The following is a 17,347-nucleotide window of genomic DNA, read 5'->3' as shown; positions in this document are numbered from 1 at the left end:
GCCAGCCGTCCATCGGCCGCCGGTACGCCGCTTTGGGGCCGAATCCGGCGCCGATGCGGCGTGCCTGCCACACCCGAGAGAGCGTCGGGCGCGCGCCGCCAAACACGGCTGCCGCCGATGCTATACTGCTTGCTGCTCCCTTACCTTAAAGTACCTATGAAACTGATCGGTTCCCTCGCCAGCCCGTATGTCCGCAAAGCCCGTATCGTGCTGGCGGAAAAAAAGCTCGACTATGTCTTCGAGCTGGAAAACGTGTGGGTGCCGGAAACCCGCATCGCGCAGGCCAATCCCCTGGGCAAGGTGCCCTGCCTGGTGATGGAGGATGGCAGCGCGCTCATCGACTCGAGAGTCATCGTCGAATACCTCGACACGCTCACGCCCGTGTGCAAGCTGCTGCCGGCCGGCGGCAATGGCCGCGAGCGGGCCGATATCAAGAACTGGGAAGCGCTGGCCGACGGCATCCTCGACGCGGGCGTGCTGGTGCGCCTGGAGCGCACGCAGCGTCCGCCCGAGCAGCAAAGCGCGGCCTGGATCGCGCGCCAGCTCGACAAAGTCACCCTGGGCCTGGCGGCGCTGGAAACGCGCTTGGGCGAGAGCGCGTATTGCGCCGGCAAGAACTACACCTTGGCCGACGTGGCCGTGGGCTGCGCGCTGGGCTGGCTCAGCTTCCGCTTCCCGGAAATCGACTGGCGCGCGGACCATCCGGCGCTGGCGCGCCTGTTCGACAAGCTGTCCGAGCGGCCATCGTTCAAGGACACCGCGCCGCAGTGAGCGTACGATGACCGGGACTGATTCGAAGGCGCAGCAACGCCTGCAGATGGCCGATATCGCGCGCCTGGCCGGCGTGTCGACGTCCACCGTGTCGCGCGCGCTGAGCGGCAGTTCGCTGGTCAACGAAGAGACGCGCGCGCGCGTCATCGCGCTGGCCCGTTCGCTCAAGTATTCCATCAATATCGGCGCGCAAAACCTGCGCCTGAAACAGAACCGCACGGTGGGCGTGGTGGTGCCGTATGACGCGGCCACGCGCCAGCACCTGTCCGATCCGTTTTTCCTCAGCATGCTGGGCAGCCTGGCCGATGCGCTGACGGAGCAGGGCTTCGACATGCTCATTTCGCGCGTGGATGCCGAGACGCTCGACGCGGCCGCCCAGTCCTTCGATAGCGGCCGCGTGATCGGCATCATCCTGATCGGCCAGTGGCGCCACCATGAACAACTGAACCAGCTGGCCGCGCGCCAGGTGCCCATCGTCGTGTGGGGCGCGCAATTGCCGCAGCAGCTGTATTGCACCGTTGGTGGCGACAACGTCGCCGGCGGCCGGCTGGCCACGGAACACCTGCTGGCGGCGGGACGCCGGCGCATCGCCTTCTTTGGCGACGCCAAGCTGCCCGAAGTGGCGCAGCGCCACCAGGGTTATGCGCAGGCGCTGGCCGCGCAGGGCCTGGCGCCCGACCCGCAACTGTACGTGGCCGGCTCCTTCCTGCCGCAGGGCGGCGCGACGGACGTGCAGGAACTGCTGGACCGCCACATCCCGTTCGACGCCATCTTTGCCTGCAGCGACTTGCTGGCCATGAGCGCCATCAGCGCCCTGCGCGCGCGCGGCGTGGTCGTGCCGGAGCAGGTGGCCGTAGTCGGCTACGACGATATCGAACTGGCCGCGTATTTCCATCCGCCCTTGACCACCGTGCGCCAGCCGATCCGCGCGGCAGGGCGCGCGCTGGTGGCCTCGCTGCTGGCGCTGGTCGATGGCGCGCCTGCGCCATCGCAGCAATTGCCAACCGAGCTGATCGTGCGCGCCTCGGGCCGCTAAAACGCGGTTGCAACCGATTGCAATAATTTCAGAATTTCCCGCTAATTTCTATGCTGCATGGCAGCATGAAAACCCCTGCTCTCGCATTAAAATCCGCCTGTTTCGCTCTTTCCTGCCCCTGGTGTTCGCTTAAAAACAACAACATTCCTATGTTGCAGCGCTCGATTGCAATCGATTGCAATAAATTCTTATTCGATGAATAATGGCGTACCGGCTCAGCCAGCGCGCCACGGCATGCAGCGGCCAGGACACATAACAAGCGGATACCTCGATGTATCGGCATACAACACTGGAGACAAGATGAAGACACGTACTGCTCGACGCGGCTGCATGGCCGCCGCCGTCACCCTGGCCCTGCTGCAATGGGGCGCCGCCCAGGCGCAATCGGCCGCCGCCCCCGCCGATGGCCTGAACCTGGAACGCATCGTGGTCACGGGTACCACCGGCGGCACGTCCAAGATGAAGTCGAGCAATTCCGTCAGCAGCATGGAGCTCGACACCATCCTGCACAACGCGCCGACCAGCGCCGCCGAAGTCCTGCGCTCGGTGCCGGGCTTGCGGGCCGAGTCCTCGGGCGGCGAAGGCAATGCCAACATCACCGTGCGCGGCCTGCCCATTTCCGCCGGCGGCGCGCGCTATGTGCAGATCCAGGAAGATGGCTTGCCGGTGCTGCAGTTCGGCGACTTCAACTTCACCACGCCCGACAGCTTCGTCAAGATCGATTCCACGCTCGACCACCTGGAGGTGGTGCGCGGCGGTTCGGCCTCCACCCTGGCCACCAACTCGCCGGGCGGCATCATCAATTTCATCAGCAAGAATGGCAAGGAGAAGGGCGGCAGCGTGGCCATCAGCCGCGGCCTGGGCTACGACCAGACGCGCGTGGACTTCGATTACGGCGCGCCGATTTCCGCGCGCACGCACTTTTTCATCGGCGGCTCCTGGCGCACGGGCGAAGGCATCCGCCACAGTGGCGTCAACAGCGAAAAGGGCGGCCAGATCCGCGGCAATGTCACGCATGAATTCGACAGCGGCTTCGTGCGCCTGTCGTTCAAGCACCTCGATGACCAGTCGCCCACAGCCCTGCCGGTGCCGGTCAGCGTGCGCAATGGCCGCATCACGGAAATCGCCGGCATCGACCCGCGCAAGGCCAGCTTCTATTCGCCGTACTGGGTGCCCGACATGGTGCTGAACAAGGACAACCAGCGCGTGGCCACGAATGTCAACGACGGCTTGCACGTCAAGAGCGACACCGTGGGCCTGGAAGCGTCGTTCAAGCTGGGGCAGGGCTGGAGCGCGAGCGAAAATTTCCGCTACGCCGACAATTCTGGCCGCTTCATCGGCGTCTTCCCGTCGAATAACGGCAGCGACGGCAGCTATGTGTTTGCCAGCGGCCCGAACCGGGGCAAACCGTACACCGGCCGCGCGTTTTCCGCCGTGGTGTTCAACACCTCGATCGACGACGCCAGCAATACCCTGAGCGACACCAAGCTGGCCAGGACGTTTGTTGTGGGCAGCGGCAAGCTGACCACGACGGCCGGCCTGTACCTGTCGCAGCAAAAGCTGGGGCTGACATGGAACTTCAACGAATACCTGATGCAGGCCACGGGCGACCAGCCGGCGCTGCTGCAGACGGCCAGCGGCACGCCCGGCTACATCGGCCCGGCTTTCGGCGCCTGCTGCTCGCGCGCCGTCGACATGGAATACCGCACGACGTCGCCGTACCTGAACCTGGCCTGGGAAAGCGGCGCGCTGAACCTCGACGGTGGCCTGCGGCGAGACCGCCAGCATGCCAGCGGCACGGCCAATATCGCCACCGGCGCGCAGGCGTATCTGCCATCGACGGTGCAGCGGGTCGATTACACCGTGGGCCACACCTCGTACTCGCTGGGCGCGAACTACAAGCTGCAAGCGAATCTGGCCGTGTTTGCCCGCGTCAGCGAAGGCGTGGCTTTCAATGCCGACCGCATCCTGTTCGGCACGCCGTTGGATGGCAGCGTGCCGGTGGCGATCAACACCGTGCGCCAGCTCGAAGGCGGCGTGAAATGGCGGCAAGGCCCCCTGAGCACCTTCGTCACCGTGTTCCAGGCCAGGACGAAGGAAAGCAATTACGAAGCGACGACCCAGCTGCGCACGGCCAACAACTATGAAGCCAAGGGCGTGGAACTGGAAGCGGCCTACAGCGCCGGCGACTTCCGCATCAACGGCGGATTGACATTCACGGATGCCGAGATCACGGGCACGGCGCCAGCCGACGTGGCGCTGATCGGCAATACGCCGCGGCGCCAGGCGCGCGTCGTGTACCAGCTCGCTCCCACCTATGAATGGGGACCGGCCACCCTGGGCGCCAGCCTGGTCGGCACGGGCAAGTCGTGGGGCGACGATGCGCACACGATCACCTTGCCGGCGTACCAGGTGCTCAACGCCTTCGTCAATTACCAGCTCACGCCGCAGATGCAGGTGGCGCTGACGGCGAACAATCTGCTCAACAAGATCGGCTATACGGAAGTCGAGGGCGATGGCCATGCGGCCCGCTCGATCACGGGGCGCGCCGTCAAGGTCAGCCTGAAATACGCATTTTAAGAACGGATAGGATTCATGATGTCGATACGCAGTCCCCTGGCGCGCCTGCTGGCGCCGCTCCCCACGCATTTGCGCGACGATGCGGCGCGCCGCTACGCGCGCCAGGAGGCGGTCTTGCTCGACCGCCTGGGCAGCCTGTATGGCCAGCGGCCGGACTTCCTGCCCTGGCTGGGCGACCTGATGGAAAGCGTGGGGCGCCTGCATGCGGCGCGCGCGCCGGCGCTGCTGCGCCAGGATGCGCAGCGCGAGGCAGAGCCGGACTGGTTTGCCAGCCAGTCCATGCTGGGCTACAGCGCCTACGTGCAGCGCTTCGGCGGCAATCTGCAGGGCGTGGCGGCACGCATAGCCCACCTGCGCGAACTGGGCGTGACGTACCTGCATTTGCTGCCGTTTTTGCGTGCGCGCGCCGGCGAAAGCGATGGCGGCTTTGCCGTCGCCAGCTTCGAGGAAGTCGACCCCGCGCTGGGCAGCAATGCCGACTTGCTGGCATTGACGGCGCAGCTGCGCGCGGCCGGCATCAGCCTGTGCTCGGACCTGATCCTCAATCACGTGGCCGACGACCATGCGTGGGCGCTGGGCGCCAAGGCGGGCGATCCGCTGCTGCGCGACTTTTTCCACACCTATCCCGACCGCGCGCAGCCGGACCGCTACGAGCAGACCGTGGGCCAGGTCTTCCCGCAGGCGGCACCCGGCAATTTCACCTTCGTGCCGGCGCTGCAGCGCTGGGTCTGGACCACGTTTTACCCGTATCAGTGGGACTTGAACTATGCCAATCCGGCCGTCTTCGCGGCCATGGCCGGCGCCATGCTGGGCCTGGCCAACAAGGGTGTCGAGGTGTTCCGCCTCGATTCGACGGCCTTCCTGTGGAAGCGCGAAGGCACGGACTGCATGAACCAGCCCGAAGCCCACAGCCTGCTGCAAGCCTTGCGGGCGATTGCCGCCATCGTGGCGCCGGGCGTGCTGCTCAAGGCCGAAGCCATCGTGCCGACGTCCAAGCTGCCCGCCTACTTTGGCAGCGATGCCGCACCCGAATGCCATATCGCCTATCACAGCAGCCTGATGGCCGCCGGCTGGGGCGCGCTGGCGGAGGAAGGCACGGACTTGCTGCGCCAGGTGATCGCCGCCACGCCGCCGTTGCCGCCGGCCGCAAGCTGGCTCAGTTATGTGCGCTGCCACGACGACATCGGCTGGAACGTGCTGCTCAATGAGGCGGGCGCGGACGGGCCGGCGCGCCTGGCGCGCATCGCGCAGTTCTTTGCCGGCACGCCGGGCACCGGCAGCTATGCGCGCGGCGCCGCCTTCCAGAGCAGCAGCGTCGACAAGGCGCATGGCAGCAACGGCATGGCCGCCTCGCTGGCCGGCCTGGAAAGCGCCACCACGGTGCAGGAGCAGGAATACGCGTTGCGGCGCCTGCTGCTGCTGCATGGCCTGGCCTTGAGCTTTGGCGCCTTGCCCGTGTTGTACATGGGCGATGAACTGGGCATGACCAACGATGACAGCTACACGCAGCGGGCCGACCGGGCGATGGACAGCCGCTGGCTGCAGCGCCCCGCGTTCGACGACAGCCTGCTGGCATGGCGCCACGATGGCGTGAGCGCCAGCGGGCGGCTGTACCTGGCGCTGCGCCAGCTGATCGAGGCGCGCAGGCGCTTGCCGGCCCTGGCCGCCGCCGCGCCGCGCAGCGTGCTGCCGGCCGACACGCCGGCCGTGCTGGCGCTGCTGCGCGGCGACGCGTTCCTCAATCTGAGCAATTTCAGCGGCGCCAGCCAGCGTTTCACTTTACCCGCGGGCGAATGGCGCAACAGCCTCGATGGCAGCGTGCTGGCCGGCACGGTGGGCCTGCAGCCATGGCATATGCTGTGGCTGGAACTGGAGCAGAAACGGGAACAGTCATGAGCGACGCCAGCGCACACCGTCCGCATCTGTCGTTCTGGCAGATCGTCAACATGAACGTCGGTTTTTTCGGCATCCAGTTCAGCTTTGGCCTGCAGCAGAGCAGCATGAGCCCCATCTACAAATACCTGGGCGCCGACGAAGCGAGCCTGCCGTACCTGTGGCTGGCCGGCCCCATGACGGGGCTGCTCGTGCAACCGCTGATCGGCGCCATGAGCGACCGCACGGTGACGCGCTGGGGCCGCCGCACGCCGTACTTCCTGATCGGCGCCATCCTGTGCAGCCTGGGCCTGCTGGCCATGCCGTTCAGCCCCACCCTGTGGATGGCCGCCAGCCTGCTGTGGATACTCGACGCGGCCAACAACGTGACGATGGAGCCGTACCGCGCCTTTGTCAGCGATAAGCTCGACAAGAAGCAGCACTCGCTGGGTTTTCTCACGCAAAGCGCGTTTACGGGGCTGGGGCAAACGCTGGCCTACCTGACGCCGTCGCTGCTGGTCATGCTGGGCATGAACAAGGATGCCGTCAATGGCAGCCATATCCCGCATATCGTCATCGCCGCCTTCCTGATCGGCGCCGTGTTCTCGCTCGCCTCGGTGCTGTGGACCCTGAAGACGACGCCGGAAAACCCGCTCACGGCGGCCGAGCTGGCGGCCATCCGCAGCCGTCCGCCGGGCTGGCGGCATACGCTGGCCGATATCGGCGCGGCCCTGCGCGACATGCCGCCGACGATGCGGCAGCTGGCCATCGTCAACCTGTTCCAGTGGTACGCCCTGTTCTGCTACTGGCAGTACATTGCGCTGTCGCTGTCGGCCACCCTGTTTCACACGACGGACCCCGCGTCGCAAGGATTTCGCGACGCGGGCCTGCTGAACGGGCAGGTGGGCGCCTTCTACAATTTCGTCGCCTTTGTCGCCGCCTTCGCGCTGGTGCCGTTCACGCGCCGCTTCGGCCCCAAGCGCATGCACAGCCTGTGCCTGTGCGCGGCCGGCGTGGGCATGCTGAGCATCCCGCTGATCCACAGCCCGGCGCTGCTGTTGCTGCCCATGCTGGGCGTGGGCCTGGCTTGGGCCAGCATCATGGGCAATCCCTACATCATGCTGGCCGGCTGCATTCCGCCCGAGCGCACGGGCGTCTACATGGGCATTTTCAATATGTTCATCGTCATCCCGATGATCATCCAGATATTTACTCTGCCCCTGTATTACCGCAGCTGGCTGGGAGGCAATCCGGAGAACGTCATCCGGCTGGCCGGCGCCCTGTTGCTGTGCGCGGCGGTGGCGGTGCTGTTCGTCAAGCTGCGCCCGCCGCAGGCCATAAAGACTTGAGGACGGACGAAAAAAAACCGGCAGGTTGCCGGTTTTTTTATGCATGCCGAAAAAATTATTCCTCAATAGCCATTTGACTTTGCAGGTAATTCTGGATACCGACCTTGTCGATCAGGTCGATCTGCGTTTCGAGCCAGTCGATATGCTCTTCCGTGTCTTCCAGGATCATCAGGAACAGGTCGCGCGAGACGTAGTCGCCCGCCTTTTCGCTGATGGCGATGCCTTCCTTGACGGTGGTATGCGCGGCGCGTTCCAGCTTCAGATCGCATTCCAGCATTTCCGGCGTGTTCTCGCCGATCAGCAGCTTGTGCAGCGCTTGCAGGTTCGGCAGGCCGTCGAGCATCAGGATGCGGTCGATCAGCTTGTCGGCGTGTTTCATTTCGCCGATCGATTCTTCGTATTCCTTCTTGCCCAGCTTTTCCAGGCCCCAGTGCTTGTACATGCGCGCATGCAGGAAGTACTGGTTGATGGCCGACAGTTCGTTGGTGAGCTGTGCGTTGAGCATGCGGATGACTTCTTTATCGCCCTTCATGGGATGTCCTTTGTTCTGTGTCGCGTTCGATGATGAAACCGCAGGCTGCTGGCGTTCACTGCCGGGTGGCGCATGGCTGCCTGGTGGCGCGCAGGTTGCCGGTTTCGCTATGCCCGCATGATAGCGCAAAATGTCGGCGATTTCCGGTGCCAAACGGCCTTTTTCCGTCTTTTTAACGTAAATATCGTGCGAATAAAACCCATTCTCAAGTGGATTCTCCCATTGCGCCGTTTTTTATTTGTTAAGGAAAATGCGGGCCATTCTCATTCGCGTTCCTGGCGCTCTTTTGCAGCCGCCGGCGCGCCTGCACGGCCGCGCTGGAAAGGCGGGAAATGTTTGGCCATTCTTGCTTTTGTGTCTTCTTGGCCGTTGCCGGCGATGCGATAATCAGTCAGCGTTTTTTACTGAAAAAGGATAGCAAGATGATGCTGCACATACCCGGCGTGCTGACGCCGGAACAGGTCACGCAGTTTCGCCAGCGCCTGGCGCAGACGGACTGGGTCGACGGGCGCGCCAGCGTCGGGGCGCAAGGCGCGCAAGTCAAGCGCAACCGTCAGCTGGCCGAGGGCTCGCCGCTGGCGCTGGAATTGGGCGAGATCGTCAGCCGCGCGCTGATGGCCAATCCGCTGTTCTTCGCCGCCGTGCTGCCGCTGCGCATCCTGCCGCCGTTCTTCAACAGTTACGCGGGCGGCGAGCACTATGGCTTGCATATCGACGGCGCCATCCGCACGCCGAAGAACGGCATGCAGTCGATGCGCGCCGACGTCTCGTCGACCGTGTTCCTGAGCGAGCCGGACGAGTACGAAGGCGGCGAGCTGGTGGTGGTCGACGCGTATGGCACGCATGAAGTGAAACTGCCGGCCGGCGACGTGATCGTGTACCCGTCGAGCAGCGTGCACCAGGTGCTGCCCGTCACCAGCGGCGAGCGTATCTGCTCCTTCCTGTGGACGCAAAGCATGGTGCGCGAAGACTGGAAGCGCAGCATGCTGTTCGAGCTCGATCAGAACATCCAGAGCGTGCGCGCGGAGCACGGCGATTCGCCGGCGACGGTGGGATTGACGGGGCATTATCACAACCTGCTGCGGATGTGGGCGGAGATGTGATCGTGGCGGTGTCGGATTACGCGTGGCCTTTGGCCGCGCTAATCCGACCTACGATACAGCGTGAAGCACCGGCAAAAAAAAGTCTGCCTGGCCCGGGGATGTAGGCTGGCAGACTGAAACAAGCAGTTGCTTGACTGGTACAGAAAACAGGGCGCAAAAAAGCAAGCAGGGCACGGGGTGCGGTGCTTGCGGGCTGGCAGCGGCGCGCAGGCCGCCGGGAGGCTAGCTCAGTTGGAAGGTCAGCGGTACTAAAACGTAGACGGGCACGGGCTTGCCGTTTTCGATCATCGGCTTGAACAGCGCGCGCTGCGCGGCCTGGCGGCCCGCTTCATCGAGGTTGCCGTAGCCGGTCGATTTATGGATCAGGATTTGCTCCGGCAAACCCTTCTCATTGATCAGGATGCGCAACACCACGGTGCCGCTTTCGCCCAGACGGCGCGACAGATTCGGGTAGACCAGTTGCGGCGCCTTGATGTATTCGACGCTGCTGACGGTGCGCGGCGTCGATGGCGCCGGTGGCGTCGGCGACGGTGCCGCGGGGGCCGTCGGCGCGGCGGTGGCGACAGGCGCCGCTTCGGCGCGCGTCGGCTGCGGCGGCGTGATCGTCGGTTCGCTCGGCGCCACGGCGATCAGCGGCAGCGGCGGGATCACGGCGCGCGGCACGGGCGCGCTCAATTCCACGGTTTTCGGCACGGATGGCGCCGGCGGCTTGGGTGGCGCCGGCGGAGCGATGATGCTGATGGTGGTGATGGTCGGCATGGCGGCCGTGACGACGCGGCTCAACAGGCCGCTCTGGATGGCGTAAAAGCCGGCGACATGCAGGACGACGATGGCCATCAGCGGCGCGAATTTGTTGCGCTTCTTGTCGAAGTCGGCAAATTGCGGCACGGCCTGCACCGTTACGGGCGGGGGCATCATCGTCATGGCGTGTATCGCTTTCTTTAGTTTGTCAGTACGGCTCGCATCAATACGGTTTCTTGCAGCGCCACGGTGGCGGTCAGGTGATCGTTCAGCACTTCCCGCGCGCAGGTATGGCATTTGCCGCAGCAGGTGGCCACGCCCAGGTCGCGGCGCAGTTCGGCCATGCTGGACAGGCCAAGATCGACGGCTTGACGGATTTCACGATCAGATATGTTGTTGCAGACACATACAATCATTGATACACCTTCTGGCTGGAGGATGAACAGACACTAGTGCTATGAAGCATTGTTGCTAGTGTTTTAATGAGAATCATTATCATTACGTTTCATTGTCGCGCAAAGTGCGGGACAATGCAAGCGATTTTGATCAAGTGTGCGGCGCCTGGCGGCCTGGCGCCGCGGCTGGATATGCCGTTCGCCCGCATGACGCAGCCCTTGACGGGGGGCGGCTCTCCGGGCTAAATAAAAACTATTCGCATTCATGTTTATAATGCTGGTATTGTCTCGGACGGCCACCGTCTGGACACATTGAAAGGCCGCTTGTCGGTAATGCGCAACAGTTGCGTTTTACCTCACGACACCCACGTCAAACGCGATGCGCCACGCGCAGCAGTCTGTCCCCGGTGTTCTTAATTTGAACGGAATTTGCTCATGACCCTAGTTCCACCCCTGATGACGCTCGACGCGCTGGCAGTCGGCCAGAGCGGCACGGTATTGCATATCACGCCCCACGCGGCAGGACAGACGGAGGACGGCGTCGACCTGGCCCGCCGCTTGATGGAGCTGGGATTCGTTCCCGGTGAACGCATCCGCATGCTCAAGCGCGGCATACCCGGTGGCGATCCGCTGGCGATCAAGGTCGGCAATGCCACGTTCGCGCTGCGCCGCTTCGAAGCGGCGCTGATCACGATTCAACCGCTGCTTCAACCGGAATGACCATGGGCGCCGTCGAAACTATCGTCGATGCGGGCGTGCACAAGCCGTCGCATCAGCCACAAATTGCCTTGCTGGGCAATCCGAACTGCGGCAAGACCGCCCTGTTCAACCGTTTGACGGGCGCGCGCCAGAAAGTGGCGAACTACGCCGGCGTGACCATCGAGCGCAAGGAAGGCCATTTCACGTCGCCCGCCGGCAAACCCGTGCGCCTGCTCGATTTGCCGGGCGCCTACAGCCTGTCGGCCACCACGCCCGATGAAGCCATCACACGCGACGTGGTGGGGGGATTGCGCAAGGGCGACCCGCGTCCGGACGCCATCATCTGCGTCGTCGACGCCACCAACTTGCGCCTGAACCTGCGCCTGGTGCTGGAAGTCAAGCGCCTGGGCTTGCCCATGCTGCTGGCGCTGAACATGACGGACGTGGCGCGCAAGCGCGGCATGCTGATCGACACGGCCAGGCTGGCGCAGGAACTGGGCATGCCCGTGGTGGAAACCGTCGCGGTGCAGCACGACGGCGAAAAAGCCTTGTTGCATGCCATCGACGCCATGCTGCCGCTGCCGGCCGTGGACGCGAAACCGCTGGCGGCCATCGATGCCGTCAGCGTCGAAGAAACCCAGCGCGAAGTGCGCCGCATCCTGGCCGCCGTCAGCAATGACACGGGCGACAGCGGCAACCTGACGGAAAAGATCGACGACGTGGTGCTGCACCCCGTGTTCGGCCCCTTCATCCTGGCCGTGCTGATGTTCCTGATCTTCCAGGCCGTGTTTGCCTGGGCCGCCACGCCGATGGAAATGATCACCGATGGCGTGGGCCACCTGGGCGCCGTGCTGACGGCGAACATGCCAGACGGTCACCTGAAAAGCCTGCTGGTGGAAGGCATCATCGGCGGCGTCGGCAGCGTGCTGGTATTCCTGCCGCAAATTTTGATCCTGTTCTTCTTTATCCTCAGCCTGGAAGACTGCGGCTACCTGCCGCGCGCGGCCTTTCTGCTGGACCGCCTGATGGGCGGCGTGGGCCTGTCGGGCCGCGCCTTCATCCCGCTGCTGTCGAGCTTTGCCTGCGCCATTCCCGGCGTGATGGCGGCGCGCACCATCCAGAACCCGCGCGACCGTCTGGTCACCATCATGATCGCACCACTGATGACGTGTTCGGCGCGCCTGCCCGTGTATGCGCTGATCATCGCCGCCTTCATCCCCGAGCGCCAGGTATGGGGTTATCTGAGCCTGCAAGGCCTGGTGCTGTTCGTGCTGTACTTCGCCGGCATCATCTCGGCCATGGCCGTGGCCTGGGTCATGAAGCGCGGCATGGGCGTGCGCGGCAACCAGCCGCTGATGCTGGAACTGCCGGCCTATCACTGGCCGCACCTGCGCAACCTGGCCGTCAGCCTGTGGGAGCGCGCGAAGATCTTCCTCACGCGCGTCGGTACCATCATCCTGAGCCTGATGATCATCCTGTGGTTCCTCAGCACCTTCCCCGGCCCGCCGGACAACGCGATCCACCCGCCGATCTATTACAGCCTGGCCGGCATCCTGGGCCGCGGCCTGGAAGTGATCTTCGCGCCCATCGGTTTCAACTGGCAGATCTGCATCGCGCTGGTGCCGGGCATGGCGGCGCGCGAAGTGGCCGTCGGCGCCCTGGGCACCGTCTACGCGCTGTCGCAGACGGGCGACGCCCTGGCCTCGACCTTGGAACCGCTGATCGCCCATTCGTGGTCGATGGCCACCGCGCTGTCCTTGCTGGCCTGGTATGTGTTCGCGCCGCAGTGCCTGTCGACCCTCTCCGTAGTGAAACGCGAGACGGGCGGCTGGCGCTATCCGCTGCTGATGGCCGGCTACATGTTCGCCCTCGCTTACGCCGCCTCGTTCATCACGTACCGCCTCGCCCTGTTGCTGGGCGCTTAGGAGAAAACCATGTGGCAAACCCTCATCGTCGCCCTGATCGTCGCCGCCGCGCTGCTGCATTTCTCGACCAAGTACCTGCCGGCGGGCGTGCGCCGCGCCATCGTGCGCGGCCTGGTGCGCTGCGGCCTCGATGAGGCCAGGCTGTCGACCTTCTTCAAGGTGGCGCCCGGTTGCGGCAGCGGCTGCGGTTCCTGCGGCTCCTGCGACAGCCCGCCGCCGCCGTCCAACACGCCGCCGGCCGACGGCAGCAGCAAGCGCGTGATCCTGATGCAGGTGCAGCGCCAGGATTGATGTACGTCTGGCCACGGGCGCGCCCGTGGGCTACACTGGGCTTTCCGCATGGCAAGGAGTGGCAATGGCGATACTGTTGATCTTCATGTTTTTGTTTGCCGTCGCCACCTGGCTGCTGGCCAGCCGGCGCGGCCGCCACGGGGGGCTCTGGTTCGGCATCGGCCTGTTGCTCGGGCCCTTTGCCTTGCTGGCGGTGGCGGCCCTGCCGCCCGTGCCGACGCGCTGACCCTGTATTGTTACAACCCGCCATCGCGGGTTTTTTTACGCTTGCGCGTCCGCGTGGCGCAGCCGGTACTGGCGCGGCGAGCAGGCCATGACGCGCTTGAAGGCGTGGCTGAAGGCGCTGTCCGAATCGTAGCCCAGCGCCTGCGCGATCGACGTCACTGTCGCGCCACTATCCCTCAGGCGCCGCGTGGCCAGGCGCATGCGCCAGCGCAGCAGGTAGTCGAGCGGCGTCACGCCCACCCGGTTCTTGAAATGCAGGGCAAAGGCCGAGCGCGACTGCCCCGCGACGGCGGCCAGCTGCGGCAAGGTCCAGCGCCGCGCCGGCTGCGCATGCATGGCCTCGATGGCGGCGCGCAGCCGCGGATCGGCCAACGCGAACAGCCAGCCCACCGGATGCGACGCCTGTGCTGCCAGGTACTGGCGCAGCATCTGCAGCAGCATCATGTGGCCCAGGTGGCGCGTCATCAGCGCCGCACCGGGCGCCGTCGCCTGCAATTCCTGCGCCAGACGCTGCAAGGCCCAGTGCAGCACGCTGGCCTGGTCCGTATCGCCATGCACGTGCAGCAGCGGCGGCAGGCAGTCGAGCAGGATGGCCGCCTCGTCGCCAAAGCTGAAGCGTCCACCGATGAGGAAGAAATCGTGTTCCGGCGCGCCGTGACGGGCCACGCCCTGCTGCGCTTGCCGGTACACTTCCAGCGCCGGCGCGGCCGGCAAGCCGGGCGCGCTGGCCAGGGTAAACGCGCGCCCGGGCGCCAGCAGGAAGCAGTCGCCCGTCCGCAGCCGCACGGGCGCGTCGATGCCCGCGACCGTCAGCCAGCAAGTACCTTCGATCACGGCGTTGAACTTGATGCCGTCCGGCGGCGGGAAGTCGATGGCCCAGTCGCCGCCCGCCTTCAGGCCGGCAAAATAGGAGCTGCGCGTATCGAGCAGCGACAGTACATCGGAGAGCAAATCCATGGCGGGGTGCAATTCTGGACGATGGCGATAGTATTGCGGATTTTACGCCATTCACAGTCCTGTTCCTGGCACACACAATGTCCATCTCGCCAGCGATTCGGACTGGCGCCACTTGCAAAGGCAGACCCCATGGACAGCATCGGCAACAAACAAATTCCCCTGCACTCCGGCTTCGACGCCGGCACGACCGCCACCGAGGCGCTGGCCGGCCGCGACCTGTCCGGCGTGCAGGCCATCGTCACGGGCGGCGCATCGGGCCTGGGGCTGGAAACGGTGCGCGTGCTGGCCGGTGCCGGCGCCCGCGTGGTGGTGCCGGCGCGCGACCCGCATCAGGCGCAAGCGGCCTTGAATGGCATGGCCGGCGTGGAGGTCGCCGCGCTCGACCTGCTCGATCCGCAGGCCATCGACAGCTTTGCCGCCGCTTTTCTGGCCACCGGCCGCGCCCTGCACGTGCTGGTCAACGGCGCCGGCATCATGGCCACGCCCTTGCTGCGCGATGCGCGCGGCTACGAGGCGCAGTTCGCGACGAATCACCTGGGGCATTTCCAGCTGACGGCGCGCCTGTGGCCCGCCTTGCGGCAGGCGCGGGGCGCGCGCGTCGTGTGCGTGTCGTCGCTGGGCCACCGGCAGGCGGGCGTCGACCTGGACGACCCGCATTTCCTGCGCCAGCCGTACGATAAATGGCGCGCGTATGCGCAGTCGAAAAGCGCCAACGCCCTGTTTGCCGTGGAGCTGGACCGGCGCGCTGCGGCGCACGGCGTGCGCGCCTTTTCGCTGCATCCGGGCGCCATCCTGACGCCGCTGGTGCGCCACCTGGACCTCGACGACTTGCGCCGCGTGGGCGCGCTCGATGACGAGGGTCAGGTGAATCCGCCGCCGCAATCGGGTTTCAAGAATGTGGCGCAGGGCGCGGCCACGGCCGTCTGGTGCGCTGCCAGCGCGCAGCTTGACGGCATGGGCGGCGTGTATTGCGAGGATGGCGATATCGCTCCCTTGGTGGCGGACGACAGCATGGGGCCGGGCGTGCGGCGCTGGGCCATCGATCCCGAGCAGGCGCGCCGGCTATGGGCGCTGAGCGAACGGATGACGGGCGTGCGTTTCGATTGCGACGCGGCATAAAAAATGCCGGGCAATGCCCGGCATGTGCAGGAGGGCGGCGTGAACTTACGCCTTGCCCGCCAGCTTGTCGACCACCGGCACCAGCGCGGCCGGGCGGCAGCCGAAGGCGGCCAGGCGGCCTTGCGCGTGGGGCGCCAGGTCCAGGTCGTACGGCAGCCGGCCCGCCACCAGCCACAGTTTATCCTGCGGCAGGGCCTCGACCAGGCGGCGCTGGCCGTCGACGAACATGGCGTTATACGTCTGCAGCACGATCTGTTGCGCGCCTTGCGCAAAGGCGATGGCGGCGTCGACCTCGTCGTCCAGCGCCTCGGCCGACAAGGCATACTCGCGCACGTCGAGACCCGCTGCCAGCAGCGCCGGCAGCATGGAGCTGCGCGCTTCCTTGTTGCGGCCCAGCGCCACTTCGTCGATTTCGCTGCGCGAGCGCACTTCCACCGTCAGCAGGGTCACGGGCAGGCTGGGGTCGAGCGCGCGGTAGTCGCCTTGCACGCGCAATGCCGCTTTTTGCAGCAGCTGCGACAGGGCCATGGCGGCCGGCTGCATCAGCGCCGGCGGCGTGAGCGGGCGCGCGCGCCAGTCGCGCACGGCGCGGTTGCGCTTGAGTTCAGCCACGCGGGCACAAGCGGCGTCGATGCGGGAGAGCGCAATGTCGCCGCGCTCCACGGCGGCGATGACGGCGTCGATGGCCGCCGTCTGCTGCGCTTCGCGGTGCGAGATGAGGACGATGTCGGCGCCCGCCTGCAGGGTGGCGATGGCGCCCTGGGCGATGCCGATGCCGTCGGCGATGGCCGCCATTTCCAGGCAATCGGTGATGACGACGCCCTGGTATTTCAACTCGCCGCGCAGCAGGTCCGTCAGCACGCCTTTTGACAGCGTCGCCGGCACGCTGGTGTCGGCCTCGAAGGCGGGGAAGACCACGTGCGCCGTCATGATGGCGTCCACGCCGCCGGCGATCGCCGCGCGGAAGGGCGCCAGTTCCACGGCGCGCAGGCGTTCCTTGTCGTGCGGGACCAGCGCCATGGCGTAATGCGTGTCGGTGGCCGTGTCGCCGTGGCCGGGGAAGTGCTTGGCCGTCACGGCCATGCCGCTGGCGCGCTGGCCGCGCATGGCCGCCATGCCGTAGTCGATGACGGTGGCGGCATCCTCGCCATACGCGCGCACGCCGATGACGGGGTTGTTGCGGTTGTTGTTTACGTCCAGCACGGGCGCCAGCAGCAGGTTGATGCCCACCTGGCGCATTTCATCGCCGCTGATCTGGTTCATGCGTTCGCAATCCTCGATGGAACCGGCCGCCTGGAAGGCCATCGCGGCCGGAATCGGCGTGACGCCCTGCTCGATGCGCATCACCATGCCGCCTTCCTGGTCGATGGAGATGAGCAGCGGAATGTCGGATACTTCCGCGTTGATCTCCTGCAGTTCGCGGCACAGGGCCGACACTTGCGCGGGCGTGTGCACGTTGCGGCGGAACAGGATCACGCCGCCCACCTTCTTTTCGCGTATCAAGGTCTTGATATGCTCGTCCGCCTGCAGGGCGTCGAAGCCCACCATGAACAACTGTCCTACTTTCTCGCGCAAACCCTGCTCCATGCTGCAACTCCTCCGGTATGTATTGTGACGACGGCATACGTATTCTGGCACCGTGGTGGCGCATCGTGGCGGTCACCGGAAAGCTGCCTTGGTTTTGTACTTGTTTTGGTATTGTATTGGATTTGGGTTTTTGCGCAAGTGGTTATTAAGTGGTATTACTCCGCT

At 65.4% G+C, this 17,347-nt stretch carries 16 protein-coding genes; 11 read left to right on the top strand and 5 right to left on the bottom strand.

From position 1 onward, the window contains the following. Positions 1-156 precede the first annotated feature (156 nt). From J0O65_RS01830 to J0O65_RS01810, 5 genes are all read left to right on the top strand, one after another. On the top strand, positions 157-771 hold the full coding sequence (locus J0O65_RS01830; protein ID WP_215403503.1) for a glutathione S-transferase N-terminal domain-containing protein: 615 nt from the start codon (positions 157-159) through the stop codon (positions 769-771). Between the two features lie 7 nt (positions 772-778). After that, the gene (locus J0O65_RS01825; protein WP_251373227.1) at positions 779-1,807 is read left to right on the top strand and encodes a LacI family DNA-binding transcriptional regulator; all 1,029 of its coding nucleotides are present in this window, start codon (positions 779-781) and stop codon (positions 1,805-1,807) included. A 300-nt stretch (positions 1,808-2,107) separates the two neighbouring features. Then, positions 2,108-4,387: a TonB-dependent receptor gene (locus J0O65_RS01820; RefSeq protein WP_215403501.1), complete on the top strand. Its 2,280-nt coding sequence runs from the start codon at positions 2,108-2,110 to the stop codon at positions 4,385-4,387. A 15-nt stretch (positions 4,388-4,402) separates the two neighbouring features. Further along, complete coding sequence (locus J0O65_RS01815; protein ID WP_251373225.1) at positions 4,403-6,283, top strand: alpha-amylase family glycosyl hydrolase; 1,881 nt, start codon at positions 4,403-4,405, stop codon at positions 6,281-6,283. Next, positions 6,280-7,608, top strand: coding sequence for an MFS transporter (locus J0O65_RS01810; RefSeq protein WP_215403499.1), 1,329 nt, complete (start codon positions 6,280-6,282; stop codon positions 7,606-7,608). The genes J0O65_RS01815 and J0O65_RS01810 overlap by 4 nt, the downstream gene beginning before the upstream one ends. Positions 7,609-7,663: 55 nt before the next feature. Here the strand turns inward: J0O65_RS01810 and bfr are convergent, their stop codons facing one another. Continuing rightward, the gene (bfr, locus tag J0O65_RS01805; RefSeq protein ID WP_152250661.1) at positions 7,664-8,140 is read right to left on the bottom strand and encodes a bacterioferritin; all 477 of its coding nucleotides are present in this window, start codon (positions 8,138-8,140) and stop codon (positions 7,664-7,666) included. A gap of 422 nt (positions 8,141-8,562) precedes the next feature. Here bfr and J0O65_RS01800 point away from each other — a divergent pair, with 422 nt between their 5' ends. Then, on the top strand, positions 8,563-9,243 hold the full coding sequence (locus J0O65_RS01800) for a Fe2+-dependent dioxygenase (RefSeq protein WP_035822772.1): 681 nt from the start codon (positions 8,563-8,565) through the stop codon (positions 9,241-9,243). A gap of 222 nt (positions 9,244-9,465) precedes the next feature. Here J0O65_RS01800 and J0O65_RS01795 read toward each other — a convergent pair whose 3' ends face one another. Beyond that, positions 9,466-10,167, bottom strand: coding sequence for an energy transducer TonB (locus J0O65_RS01795; RefSeq protein WP_215403497.1), 702 nt, complete (start codon positions 10,165-10,167; stop codon positions 9,466-9,468). Between the two features lie 17 nt (positions 10,168-10,184). Next, positions 10,185-10,400 carry a (2Fe-2S)-binding protein gene (locus tag J0O65_RS01790; RefSeq protein WP_152250664.1) on the bottom strand — a complete coding sequence of 72 codons (216 nt, stop codon included), beginning with the start codon at positions 10,398-10,400 and terminating at the stop codon, positions 10,185-10,187. A 414-nt stretch (positions 10,401-10,814) separates the two neighbouring features. Between J0O65_RS01790 and J0O65_RS01785 the strand changes: the two genes are divergently transcribed. From J0O65_RS01785 to J0O65_RS01770, 4 genes are all read left to right on the top strand, one after another. Continuing rightward, entirely contained in the window at positions 10,815-11,099 is a 285-nt protein-coding gene (locus J0O65_RS01785; RefSeq protein ID WP_131688439.1) for a FeoA family protein, read from the top strand. A 2-nt stretch (positions 11,100-11,101) separates the two neighbouring features. After that, positions 11,102-13,003, top strand: a complete 1,902-nt coding sequence (gene feoB, locus J0O65_RS01780; protein WP_215403495.1) for a ferrous iron transporter B — start codon at positions 11,102-11,104, stop codon at positions 13,001-13,003. A gap of 9 nt (positions 13,004-13,012) precedes the next feature. Then, positions 13,013-13,294, top strand: a complete 282-nt coding sequence (locus tag J0O65_RS01775) for a hypothetical protein (RefSeq protein ID WP_215403493.1) — start codon at positions 13,013-13,015, stop codon at positions 13,292-13,294. A 64-nt stretch (positions 13,295-13,358) separates the two neighbouring features. Further along, on the top strand, positions 13,359-13,520 hold the full coding sequence (locus J0O65_RS01770; RefSeq protein ID WP_193316615.1) for a hypothetical protein: 162 nt from the start codon (positions 13,359-13,361) through the stop codon (positions 13,518-13,520). Between the two features lie 35 nt (positions 13,521-13,555). Here J0O65_RS01770 and J0O65_RS01765 read toward each other — a convergent pair whose 3' ends face one another. Further along, positions 13,556-14,476 (bottom strand): AraC family transcriptional regulator, encoded by a 921-nt coding sequence (locus J0O65_RS01765; RefSeq protein WP_215403491.1) that lies wholly within the window; start codon positions 14,474-14,476, stop codon positions 13,556-13,558. Positions 14,477-14,614: 138 nt separating this feature from the next. On the opposite strand from J0O65_RS01765, the gene J0O65_RS01760 reads away from it, so the two are divergent. Continuing rightward, a complete protein-coding gene (locus J0O65_RS01760; protein ID WP_215403660.1) occupies positions 14,615-15,595 on the top strand; it encodes an oxidoreductase in 981 nt (326 codons plus the stop codon). Positions 15,596-15,640: 45 nt separating this feature from the next. Here J0O65_RS01760 and nagZ read toward each other — a convergent pair whose 3' ends face one another. Continuing rightward, on the bottom strand, positions 15,641-17,182 hold the full coding sequence (gene nagZ, locus J0O65_RS01755; RefSeq protein WP_215403489.1) for a beta-N-acetylhexosaminidase: 1,542 nt from the start codon (positions 17,180-17,182) through the stop codon (positions 15,641-15,643). Positions 17,183-17,347 lie beyond the last annotated feature (165 nt).

The organism is Janthinobacterium sp. JC611 (assembly GCF_018682595.1).
GTDB lineage: Bacteria > Pseudomonadota > Gammaproteobacteria > Burkholderiales > Burkholderiaceae_D > Janthinobacterium.
Note: the sequence above shows the minus strand (reverse complement) of the source record. Positions and strands in the feature narration are given on the sequence as shown.